Origin of the sequence: Microcoleus sp. K4-B3, assembly GCF_036704615.1 — a bacterium.
Lineage (GTDB): Bacteria > Cyanobacteriota > Cyanobacteriia > Cyanobacteriales > Microcoleaceae > Microcoleus.
This window is the reverse complement of sequence record NZ_JAUBSF010000045.1, coordinates 37,369-49,793: the sequence shown is the minus strand read 5'-3', so window position 1 is coordinate 49,793 and position 12,425 is coordinate 37,369. Positions and strand designations below refer to the sequence as shown.

General features: G+C 44.8%; 4 protein-coding genes and 1 pseudogene. 4 read left to right on the top strand and 1 reads right to left on the bottom strand.

Annotated features, from left to right (window positions below; all coding sequences use genetic code 11):
- Positions 1–106 precede the first annotated feature (106 nt).
- Positions 107–955, top strand: a complete 849-nt coding sequence (locus QUA78_RS18965) for a DUF1206 domain-containing protein (RefSeq protein WP_333301335.1) — start codon at positions 107–109, stop codon at positions 953–955.
- A gap of 273 nt (positions 956–1,228) precedes the next feature.
- Here QUA78_RS18965 and ftsH3 read toward each other — a convergent pair whose 3' ends face one another.
- On the bottom strand, positions 1,229–3,067 hold the full coding sequence (ftsH3, locus tag QUA78_RS18960) for an ATP-dependent zinc metalloprotease FtsH3 (RefSeq protein ID WP_172187434.1): 1,839 nt from the start codon (positions 3,065–3,067) through the stop codon (positions 1,229–1,231).
- A 629-nt stretch (positions 3,068–3,696) separates the two neighbouring features.
- Between ftsH3 and QUA78_RS18955 the strand changes: the two genes are divergently transcribed.
- The 3 genes and pseudogenes from QUA78_RS18955 to QUA78_RS18945 all read left to right on the top strand — a co-directional run.
- Positions 3,697–6,633 carry a glycosyltransferase gene (locus QUA78_RS18955; RefSeq protein ID WP_333301333.1) on the top strand — a complete coding sequence of 979 codons (2,937 nt, stop codon included), beginning with the start codon at positions 3,697–3,699 and terminating at the stop codon, positions 6,631–6,633.
- A 24-nt stretch (positions 6,634–6,657) separates the two neighbouring features.
- Positions 6,658–7,986, top strand: a complete 1,329-nt coding sequence (locus tag QUA78_RS18950) for a glycosyltransferase family 1 protein (protein WP_333301331.1) — start codon at positions 6,658–6,660, stop codon at positions 7,984–7,986.
- Between the two features lie 22 nt (positions 7,987–8,008).
- Positions 8,009–12,295: pseudogene (locus tag QUA78_RS18945) on the top strand (O-linked N-acetylglucosamine transferase family protein); the annotation flags it as partial.
- Between the last annotated feature and the right edge of the window lie 130 nt (positions 12,296–12,425).

Genomic DNA, 12,425 nt, shown 5'->3' with positions numbered 1-12,425 from the left:
CTAATTATGAAATGGAACCGAAAGATAAAAAATAAAGGCAACTTAGTTAATGCAGTTTAGATGTTTAACAGCTTACCCAACTCAGTCTAAATTATTGTAGAAAAATATGACCGATCGCAACTCACCAACTGATAGCATTAAACAATCAGTCCGACGCGCCACCTCTGACTCTCGGTTCGAGCGACTGGCAAGACTGGGATATGCCGCCAAAGGCTTTGTTTACTTTATTATCGGTTTTCTAGCCGCCCAAGCAGCTTTTGGGACTGGCGGTAGAACCACAGATAGCAGCGGTGCCTTAAGCACAATTGTCACCCAACCCTTCGGAAAATTCCTGCTGTTTCTTGTGACAATTGGCATTATTGGGTACGTCCTTTTGCAAATTGCTCAAACGATTCTCGACCCGGAACACGCTGGTGAAAAAATGGATGCCAAGCGAATTGCCCAGCGCGTTGGCTATGGTTTTAGTGCGTTAGCTTATTCAGGTTTGGCGCTGACGGCTGTCAAATTAATTATCGGTTCTGGTGGTAACAGCGGCAATGCAACTGAAGATTGGACGGCCCGATTTTTAGCACAACCTTTTGGACGGTGGTTGGTAGGATTGGCAGGGGTAATTGTTATTGGTGTCGGTTTTTATTATCTCTACCAATCTTATAAAGCTAAGTTCCGCCGCCATTTAAAACTCAGTCAAATGAGTCAGGCAGAGCAAACTTGGGCGGTGCGGTTGGGTCGATTTGGTATTGCTGCCCGCAGTATTGTTTTCGTGATTATCGGTATTTTCTTAATTCAAGCTGCCAAACTATCGGATGCCAGTCAAGCTAAAGGATTTGGTGAAGCGCTAGCAATCTTGGCACAACAACCTTTTGGTTCTTGGCTGTTGGGAATTGTCGCTTTAGGTTTGATTGCTTATGGCATATACTCCGCGATCGAAGCTCGTTACCGGCAGATTGTGCGTTGAAAAACTGGTGAATTTTCCAGTTAAACTATATTAAATCCCCACTAAGATTTGGTGGTAGTGCGGTGTTTAGTCCGCCGGTCGGAGCGGACTAAACTCCGCACTACCAACCGTTTTTTATTATGGTAATCAATCGGACACGATCTGATATGATATCACCAGCCCCCAATCCCAAATAAAAATCGGGGCGATTCCAGACAATCCCAGAATCACCCCAATTACCGATTTCAAACTTTAGATTCAATCCAAAATCCCAAATCCAAAATCCAAAATCAATTAGGCAATAGTTGCCATTTTCACATCGCTATTAGCCAACAAATTTTGCAATTCGTCCGAATCCACAGTTTCCTTTTCAACTAGCATATCTGCCAAAGCATTAAGGACGTGGCGGTTGCCGACGAGTACATCTTTAGCGCGGCGGTAAGCTTGCTCTACCAACAAACGCACTTCATCGTCGATCGTCGCTGCGGTTTCTTCCGAGAAATCGCGTTCGGCCATGATATCGCGACCCATGAACATATTGCCTTGTTGGCGACCGAGAGCTACAGGGCCTAGCCGATCGCTCATTCCGAAGCGAGTCACCATTTGCCGCGCTACTCTTGCTACTTGCTGCAAGTCGTTCGAGGCACCGGTTGTCACTTCTTCTTCACCGAAGACAATCTCTTCAGCAATGCGGCCGCCCAAAGCTACCGCCATTTGATTTTGCAAGTAAGAGCGAGAATACAAGCCAGAATCCATCCGATCTTCGCTCGGTGTGAACCAAGTCAAACCGCCAGCGCGGCCGCGGGGGATAATGCTAATTTTCTGCACCGGGTCGTAATCGGGCATCAAGGCGCCGACTAAAGCGTGACCGGCTTCGTGGTAAGCTACCAAAGTTTTGCGCTTTTCGCTCATCACGCGGTCTTTCTTTTCCGGGCCGGCGAGCACGCGGTCGATCGCGTCGTTGACTTCATCCATCGAGACTTCGGTCAAGTTGCGGCGGGCTGCCAAAATTGCTGCTTCGTTCAGCAAGTTCGCCAAATCGGCACCGGTGAAACCGGGAGTGCGGCGGGCAATTTTTTCCAAGTCCACATCTTTCGACAAAGTTTTGCCGCGGGCGTGAACGTTGAGAATTTCTAGGCGGCCTGAGAAGTCGGGGCGATCGACTACAACTTGGCGATCGAAGCGACCCGGACGCAGCAGGGCGGCATCTAGCACGTCGGGGCGGTTTGTGGCAGCAATCAGAATGATGCCAGTATTGCCCTCAAAGCCGTCCATTTCTGTCAGCAACTGGTTCAGGGTTTGTTCCCGTTCGTCGTTACCACCGCCCAAACCAGCTCCCCGCTGGCGGCCTACCGCGTCAATTTCATCGATAAATACGATGCAAGGAGCGTTCGTTTTAGCTTGTTCAAACAAGTCGCGGACGCGGGAAGCACCGACACCTACGAACATTTCCACAAATTCTGAACCGGAAATCGAGAAGAAGGGAACGCCTGCTTCTCCAGCAACTGCTTTTGCGAGCAGGGTTTTGCCAGTTCCGGGAGGGCCGACCAGCAGCACGCCTTTGGGGATTTTTGCTCCGACTGCGGTGAAACGGTCTGCATTTTTCAGGAAGTCCACGACTTCTGCGAGCTCTAGCTTGGCTTGTTCGATGCCGGCCACGTCGCCGAAAGTCACCTGAGTTTGTGGCTCCATTTGGACTCTAGCTTTGGATTTGCCGAAGTTCATGGCTTGGTTGCCGGGCCCGTTTTGGGCGCGCCGCACCAGGAAAAACAGTCCCACCAAGAGCAGGATCGGGAAGAACAGGCTGCTGAGGGCTTTTACCCAAAAGCCTTCGTCGCTTTGGGGCAGAACGGAAATGTCTACGTTGTTTTTGGTCAGGATGTTGATCAGTTCGGGGTCGTTCGGCAGGTTAACGATTACCTTGTTGCCGTCCTGAGCTGTAACCAGAGCTTTGCTGCGGTCAGAACTGATATTTATTTTGTCTACTCTCTTGCCTTCGACTTCCTGAATGAATTGACTGTACTTCCAAACTTCCCTACTTGGGGGCTGTTTGTCAAAAAATGCCGTTGCTAAGGCAATGACTACAATAGCCAGCAGTGCGTACAGGCCAGCGTTTCTCCAGCGTTTATTCACCGAGGTCGATCCTCCTAATTTTTAGTCCCTGTGATTTGGGATTTTTTATTTATGTTCATCAATCTTAACGTAATTGTAACTTGTTTGGGGCCGGCAAGTATCTTGTGAAAGAAGAAGGAGTTTAGTTATATAGGAGAGAGGGCAGAGGGCTGGGCTGGGCTTCGGCTGAAGGCTGAGGGCATTTGGAGAATTCCCGAACAGTCACGGACGATCGCACCGCGGCTTCCCAATAGTGCGCTTGTAGGCTAGATTTAATCTGCGATCGATGCGATCGAACTGTCGATCGACCTCTAAAATCTTAGTTTGTTACACCTAAAAAGTTAGTTTGTCAAGGATGCTGAAAATGTTGTGCGAGTGCGAGCTGAGCGTCACTGCTTTGCCGGATGATGCCACTTATCTTAGAAGAGTGAATCTTTATAGGAGCGATCGCCCGAAAACAAAATTGAAACAAGATCGATGACAAGTGTCTGCTCTGTAGCGAGAGATTGAGCTTAGCACCTTTCCCCATAGGGAACAAGCCAATCGGTACAAGCGTCTAGTCGGTCAAAGCATTTATTGGGTGAAATTAACTCAATCGCCGAACGCATTTTTCTATTAATATACCTTTATTTTTTTACTGGAAATTGTCAATGTCAGACTTGCAAGATACTTTTATTTTCAACGGTCAGCGCCTACAGTACAATCGACTCAAACACAATAATTTTCCTAGTTCTGAGAGAGCCGTAGAAATCCCCATAGCCTGCAATTTTCTTGCCAGATTAAAGGATAAAACCAGACTGCTGGAAGTGGGCAACGTGCTGAAACATTATGAACAACTTATCGAGCGAGATCTGGTCGAAATTCAAGCTAGAAGAATTATAGACAAATACGAAATAGCTGATGGAGTAGACAATGTAGATTTAATGGATCTTGCACCATCTGAGAAATATAGTGCTATAATTTCCATCTCTACAGTAGAACACATAGGACAAGGAGCTGAACCAAATGAAACTTACGGTGAAAAACTAGAAAAGTGCGATCGAGAAGGGCCTTTAAAGGCGATCGCTAAAATCTACGATTTGCTGGCAGATGGCGGCGAAGCATTGATTACAGTACCCTTTGGCAAACTTCTAGAAAGGGGATGGTTTATCCAATTCGATATTGATTACTTGAACCTCTTATTTAAAAAATACAATATTCCGCAAACAGCTATAAATCCAAGTTTTTTAAAGTTAGTCCAAGCCTACTACCGACCTACGCACCGTTCTGTTTGGGTACAAGCGAATCCCCTAGAACTTAGCAACGTAGAATATGATTCGCCTTTTAGTTTTGCCAATGCGATTGCTGTTCTAGAACTCACCAAAGTTCCTTCAAAAATCTCCGACTATACTCTACAAAGCCTTCCGAGAAAGCCCGAAGAACTTTTGATGACCAGCAGGCTTTGTGTATACAAAGATTTCCAAACAGATTACTATCAACACTGGATTTCCCAAATGAGGGAGCCTTTTACTCCTCGCCGCAAACAGTGGGAATTCGTGGCAATTGTCCAAGCTTTGCAAGAAAGAAACTTTCTGGGTAAGGGCAAAAAAGGTTTAGGATTTGCTGTGGGAAATGAACCGTTACCGTCTTTGTTTGCTGCTTTGGGCTGTGAAATTACAGCAACCGATCAAAGTATTGATTCCCTTAGCGCCAAACAATGGGGCGAGACAGACCAACTTTGTAAAGGGAAACAAGCTCTCAATGCCAAAGGCATTTGTCCGCCAGAACAATTTGACAGATTAGTTGAATTTCGGGAAGTAGATATGAACTACATTCCTGAAGATTTGAAGCGAGGACAATTTGATTTTATTTGGTCGTCTTGTGCTTTTGAACACATAGGTTCGATCGAAAAAGGGCTGCAATTTGTGCAAAAATCTTTAGCTTGTTTAAAGAGTGGCGGAATTGCGCTTCACACAACAGAATATAATTGTACGTCGAATACAGGTACGCTAGATTTACCCCATTTAGTATTTTACAGGCGTCAAGATATCGATCGACTAATTGAAGAATTAGAGAAGCAAGGACATTGGGTAGAGCCTGTAAACTATGACATGGGCAATCAAGAGCCTGACTTAAAAATAGCAAAGCCACCTTATACTGAGCCGCATCTAAAATTAGAAATGGGAGGTTATGTTGCCACATCTCTGCTTCTGATTATCCACAAAGATTTTCATAAAAAATCAGAAACTTTCAAATTCTCACCAGTTGGCAGCCAAAAAATAGAAAAACCGCTCAAGATTCTTTACGACATTTCTGTCCTCGGATACGGCCATCACGTAACTCGTTCTCGAACTGGTGTTGCCAGAGTTATCGAGAATATCGCATTAGGTCTACTTACCTCAACAGAATTAGAGCTATCTTTTTGTGCCACTCATTCTATAGGAGCCGTCCACAATACCCTGGATTACTTGGAATCGCAGCCAATTTTTAAAGACATACCCTTTGTACATCCCAGCTTTATTTATCAATTGCGAACCAAGCTAATTGAACTTTACAAAATGCTGGAAAATCAGAGTAAAGTTTTGATAAATAATGGCAGCGAATCAGAGGCTCTGTCTTTGATAGAAAGTTTAAAAAATCCTCTGGTTCAGGCGATGAATCTCACCGCTAATCATAACTCTATCGATTCCAATATTTTGAGCGGAACAGATATTTTTCACTCAACATTTTATCACATTCCCGACCAAGTAAGGCAAATTAAAAACCTGAAAAAAGTGACCACAATTTACGATTTGATTCCCATTGTATTGTCGGATTTATTTGTCGGCAAAAACGACGGCGATTATCAGAGAATGGTAATGTCATTACAAAGCTTAACTCCTGAAGATTCCGTAATCTGCATCTCTCAAGCTACTAAAAACGACCTACTCAATCATGTCAAAAATCTTGACCCAGCAAAAGTTTCCGTTTCCTACCTAGCAGCTAATCCAGATATATTCTATCCCTGCTATGACACCAACAAGATTGCCGCAATCCGAAAGAAATACTCCATACCTGATGCACAATACATCTTGGGTGTAAGTACGATAGAACCTCGAAAAAACATCCAACACGCCATCCGTTGTTTTGCAAAAGTAGTCCAACAGCAAGGTATTAAAGATTTGTACCTGGTATTAGTTGGTGCTCTCGGCTGGGATTACGAACAAATATTTGCAGAAATATCCCACAGCAGTTTATCAAAAGACCGGGTGATTATGACTGGTTATGTAGCTGATGAAGATTTAGCGGCACTGTACAGCGGTGCGCTAGCATTTGTTTATCCGTCGCTCTATGAAGGTTTTGGCCTTCCACCTTTAGAAGCAATGCAGTGTGGCGTTCCAGTCATTACTTCAAATACCTCATCTCTTCCCGAAGTAGTTGGTGATGCAGGAATTACGATCCATCCTCAAGATGCTGACGGACTTTGCCACAATATGCTCAAAATTTATAACAGTCCATCTTTGCGAAATGAGATGTCATTAAAGTCGCTGAAACAAGCTCAAAAATTTAGTTGGGACAGGTGTATTCAGGAGACAATTGCTGCCTACAAAATTGCTTTATCTAGCTAAAATATTAATCGATCAGAACCATATATGCTACCATCAAGCCTAGAGCCAATAAAAGTTATCTACGATATTTCAGTCCTGGGACAAGGACATTTGCATTTGCGCGCTCGCACGGGAATTTTTAGAGTAGTTGAAAGTATTGCTGAAGGATTAACCAGCTCGAAAGAATGCGATTTACTGTTTAGCGTAAATCAGTATTTTCAGTTGCTCGATGCTAGCCTCGATTATCTAGAATCTAATCCTAAGTTAGCAAAAGTTCCCCTGCTGCACTCAACTTTTCCCAGGATTTTTTACAAAAAGCTACTCGATACTTACAATCAGGTTGGGTGTCAAATAAAAAATAATGAGGCTAGCAATCCAGGGGAGGATAAGTTATTTTTAGAGGAAGTGAAAAATCATCTAGAAAACACGAGTAAAATGATTGGGGCTTACTCTAATACTCTTGACTCTCGCAGTTTAGATGAAGTCGATATTTTTCACTCTCCCTACGATGAAATACCTGCATCTGTTAAGAGAGGAAAGAAACCGCAAGTATTTCTCACTATTTATGACTTAATCCCGGTTTTATATCCCCAGTTTCTGCTGAGCGAACAAATCCCTTTACTTTACAAAAAAACTTTAGCAAGCATTTCTCATAAAGACTGGGTGATTTGCATATCGCATTCAACAAAAAACGACCTTTGCAATTATCTAAACATGGACGAGTCGAGAGTTTTCGTAACGCATCTCGCTGCGGAACCGACTGTATTTTACCCCTGCCGCGATGCGGAAAAACTTGCTTCGACTCGGAGCAAATACGGCATTCCAGATGCTCCTTATATTTTGAGTTTGGGTACATTGGAACCTCGGAAAAATCTCGACGGTGCAATTCGCAGTTTTGCTAAACTAATTGAGGAACAAAAGATTAAAGATTTGTATCTGGTGTTAGTGGGTACTCCGGGATGGAAATACGATAAAATTATGGAAGAAGTTTCTAAGCAAAACTTTCTAAAAGAGCGGATAATTTTTACAGGATACGTCCCAGAATCTGATTTGGCAGCGCTTTACAGCAGTGCTTTAGCATTTGTCTATCCGTCGTTTTATGAAGGTTTTGGTTTGCCGCCTCTGGAAGCGATGCAGTGTGGAGTACCGGTGATTACCTCAAATACATCTTCGCTTCCAGAAGTAGTTGGAGAAGCGGGAATTATGGTAGATCCAAGAGATACCGACGCGCTTTGTCATAGTATGCTGGAAATCTACAACAAATCATCGCTGCGAGAAAGTATGTCTTTAAAATCCTTGGCACAAGCTAAACTTTTTAGCTGGCAAAGGTGCACTGACGAAACTATCGCTGCTTATCGAACAGCTTTATCGTAATTTTACAGGAAATGCACCAATCATGAAAATAGTTATTGACGGCATATTTTTTCAAAGCCAGCAAAAAAGCGGGATTGCTCGCGTTTGGCAGTCTTTGATGGAAGAATGGGTAAAAGACGGTTTTGCTCAGAATATAGTAATGCTCGATCGCGCCGGCACAACACCGAAGGTTGCCGGCATTCAATATCGCTCGATTCCGGTTTACGATTACAACAAAACTGATGCTGACAGACAAATGTTGCAGCAAATCTGCGATCGAGAAAATGCAGATTTATTTGTTTCTACCTACTATACAACACCGATTTCGACGCGATCGGCATTTGTCGCCTACGACATGATACCCGAAGTTACGGGAGGCGACCTGAATAATCCCATGTGGCGAGAAAAACATCATGCTATCCGCCAAGCATCTTCCTACATCGCCATTTCCCAAAACACTGCCCGCGACTTAGTAAAGTTTTTCCCCGAAATATCTCCCCAATCAATTACTGTCGCTCACTGCGGCATTCAAAAACATTTTTATCCTTCTAGTATACCAGAAATAGAAGTATTTAAAACTGCACACCGGATTGATAAACCCTACTTTTTAATAGTGGGAGAAAGATTGGGCTTCAACGGTTATAAAAATACAATTACTTTTTTTCAAGCTTTATCGAGACTCAGCAGCAAGTCGGGATTTGATGTTGTTTGTACTAGCGGTCAACCTTCGCTAGAACCTACATTACAACAGTACACTGCTGGTTTAAACGTCCACCTGCTGTATTTGGGCGACGATGAATTAAGAGCGGCTTACTCGGGTGCGATCGCCCTCATATTTCCCTCCAAGTATGAAGGTTTCGGGCTGCCAATATTGGAAGCAATGACTTGCGGTTGTCCCGTCGTCACTTCTCCCAACAGCTCGATTCCAGAAGTAGCAGGCGAAGCAGCATTTTATGTAGGTGAAAATGATGTTAATGCACTGGGAAATGCCCTGCTAGACGTGCAAAAACCGGATATTCGCAGGTCGTTAATTGCTGCCGGACTTGGACAATCCCGCAAATTTTCTTGGTCAAAAATGGCAACAACAGTTAGTTCAGCGTTGATGCAAGCCTGCGGCAGCGGACAGCAAATCCCGGCAAAATCGCCGCAAGCCCCAATCTTATTGTCAAGCATTATCGAGCAATACCAGAAAAATTCGACCGATTTATCCGCACTAGCAAATGTCCGCCAAGCTCGAAAACAAATTGCTGCTATCTGGCTTAATTTACCAGCAGAACAAGTTGCAAGTGCCTTTGCAGGCGATCCAGGCAAACATCACCAAGCGCTGCTGGCCAGCGAGATTAGAGATGAAGCGCTAACCGATACAGAAGAGAGTTTTGTCAGCGAATTAGCCGCCAATGTGGCGAAAGGATTTAACGAGCCAAAAGCCATCAATTACCTGCTCGCAGCCATGCTGTACCGTCGGGCCCACCAATTGCCGCTCAAGTACGATCGCGCTACACTGCCTAATTGGTTCGCCAACGAATATCTGAAATTCATGTTTACTTGTCCCAACCTATTCCAAACCAGAGGAGAAGCAGAGAGTTACTATCAATTCATCCAAGGCTGGGTGGATTACGTCCACAGCAATATCTTCAAAAATCCCGATTCCCAGCTTTGGCAAAATATAGCTTTATTTTTCTCGCAAATTGCTAACTTTATCCCGCTGTACTTTACCACGGCAAACCTGCGCGATATTTACACCAAACGGGCGGAAATTATTGAGTTTGCACTCAAAAATCGCGGCTGTTCAATTGATTGTATCTTCCCGGCGCGATCGCCAAATCGGACAAAAATCCGCCTCGGCATCATCAACGACCATTTCGCGCCGCAAACCGAAACCTTCGCTACAATCCCGGTTTTCGAGCATTTAAACCGCGACCAGTTCGAGATTTACCTGTACGCGCTCAACACCAGCGGCCACCAATTAGAACAATACTGTCAAAGTCGGGCCGACAAACTGGTTGCACTCCCGAAAGACTTTGCATCGCAAGTCCAAACAATTCGCGCCGACGACTTAGATATCCTGTTTTTAGGTACGAATTTAACAGCTATTAACAAACCGCTGACTTCACTAGCAATGCACCGTTTAGCGCGGGTACAAACTACCTCTTTCTGTTCCCCCACAACCACCGGAATCCGGCACATGGATTACTACATCGCCGGTCAATTTACCGCACCGGATGCTAGTTATCAAGAACAATATCGCGAACAGTTGGCTGTTCTCGAAGGCAGCGGTTTTTGTTTCAAATACGCAACAGAGTCGGAAGTAGCTACAGTCAAACCTACGCGCCAAAGTCTCGGAATTTCCGACAAGACAACAGTTTTTATCTCCGGTGCCAACTTCTACAAAATTCTGCCGGAATTGAGGGAGAGTTGGGTAAAGATTCTAGCTGCTGTACCAGATTCCATCTTTATTTTATATCCCTTCGGGCCGGCTTGGACTCGCACTTATCCAGCCACACCTTTTGTCAACAATATGAACGCTGTCTGCGCTAAATACGGCGTGAATAACAACCGCTTGCTGTTCGTAAAACAACTGCCTAGTCGCGCGGATGTGAAAGAATTTTTGCAGCTAGCAGATGTTTATCTCGATTCCTATCCTTACGCTGGGGCAACATCGTTAATTGACCCTTTGCAAGTAGGATTGCCGGTGGTGGTTGTAGAAGGAAATGCTTTGCGGTTCCGCCAAGGTTCGGCGATGCTGCGGGAACTGCAAATGTCTGATTTAATTGCGTATGACGAAGCATCTTACATTCAGCTAGCCGTTACCCTCGGCACTAACCAGCAATTGCGGCAGCAAAAACGGCAGCAAATTCAGCAAAAAATGCAAGGCAATCCGCGCTGTTTTGACAGTGTTGCATACTCTGGGGCGATCGGCAAATTATTCCAAGAACTCTTTGGCAAATGGCAAACCAGCCACCAGGAAGCATCCCGCAGCTTACAAGATAGCATTCCCAAGCAGGCAGATTTGGGCGAGATTCTCTCGAATGCCGTCAAGCTTTACCAAAGAAACTCATCAAACATCTCAGCAATATCTGAACTGCGTCAAATTCGCAAACAAATCGCTGATTTTTGGCTGAACGTTCCCGCCGAAAACCTTGAAACCGCCTACAAAAGCGCTTCAGGTAACAGCTATCAAATCCTGCTCAAGAGTGACTTCCAACGTCAACCGATGATGGAAAGCGAACAAATATTTTTGCAGGAATTAACCCAGATTAGCAAAGGATTAGTGCATCCCAAAGCTATCAATGCTCTACTGGGTGCGATGCTGTATTTCCCACCGGGAACCATGCGAATTCCCGATGCTCGCAACCGTTTGCCGGACTGGTTAATTGCGGATTACGAACAAGTTTTTGAGACGGAAGCTGCCGTCAACTCTGACTCAACTTCTGATTTGCTAGCTCAATACATTCAATCGCCACAATTTGCAAACCAACTGTTAGGATGCGTCAATCTTTACCGCATAGATTCGTCAGACGAATCGGTAGTTTTGGAACTCCGCCAAATCAGAAAACAAATGGCTGATTTTTGGCTGACTCTTCCTTCTGAAAAACTCGAAAATTTTTACCGAGGAGACGTTCGCAGGGGATATCAAGCAATTCTTAGCTGCGGCTTGCAAGCAGAATCAATGACTGAAGCCGAACAAAAATTTTTGCAGCAATTGACCGAAATTAGCAAAGGGTTGGTGCAGCCTCAAGCTATCAATGCTCTGCTCGGTGCGATGCTGTATTTTGTTCCGGGAACAATGCGGGTTCCCGATGCTCGCACCCGCTTGCCGCAGTGGTTGCTTGAAGATTACGAAAAGGTGTTTGAAAGCGCATTTGCGACAACCGAACAAACAGTTGTAAAACAAGATTATCTGCCGCAGTTTCTCAATCAATTAACTGCTGCCGTCAATCTTTATGAAATCGACCCGACGGCTGAATTGGTAATAGCAGATTTGCGGCATATTCGCAAGCAAATTGCCGATTTGTGGCTGAGCGTTTCCGGCGAACAAGTCGAAGTTTTGTACCGGAGCGATTTTGGTAAGGGTTACAAAGCAATGCTGGGCAGCGGGTTTATTAACAAGCCACTGAATGAGAGCGATCGCGAGTTTTTCAACACGTTGGTTGCTGAGTTGGGTAAAGGGTTTGGAACGCCTAAAGCTGTGAATAATTTGTTGGCGGCGATGCTGTATTGTCGCGCTGGACAGTTGCGGGTTCAGGATGCGAATACTTGTTTGCCTCCGTGGTTGTTGGAGGATTACGATCAGTTAGTTGGGGGTGCGGTTAAGGTGGCTGTTGGGTGAAAAAGGGCACACTTTTTGAGATTTGGGATTAGTTGCTAATCTCAAATCTCAAGATTGAAACGATATCAAATCCGGTTGGTTGTAGATGATATTTGTAGGGACACGGCATTGCCGTGTCCGTAGGAGGAGA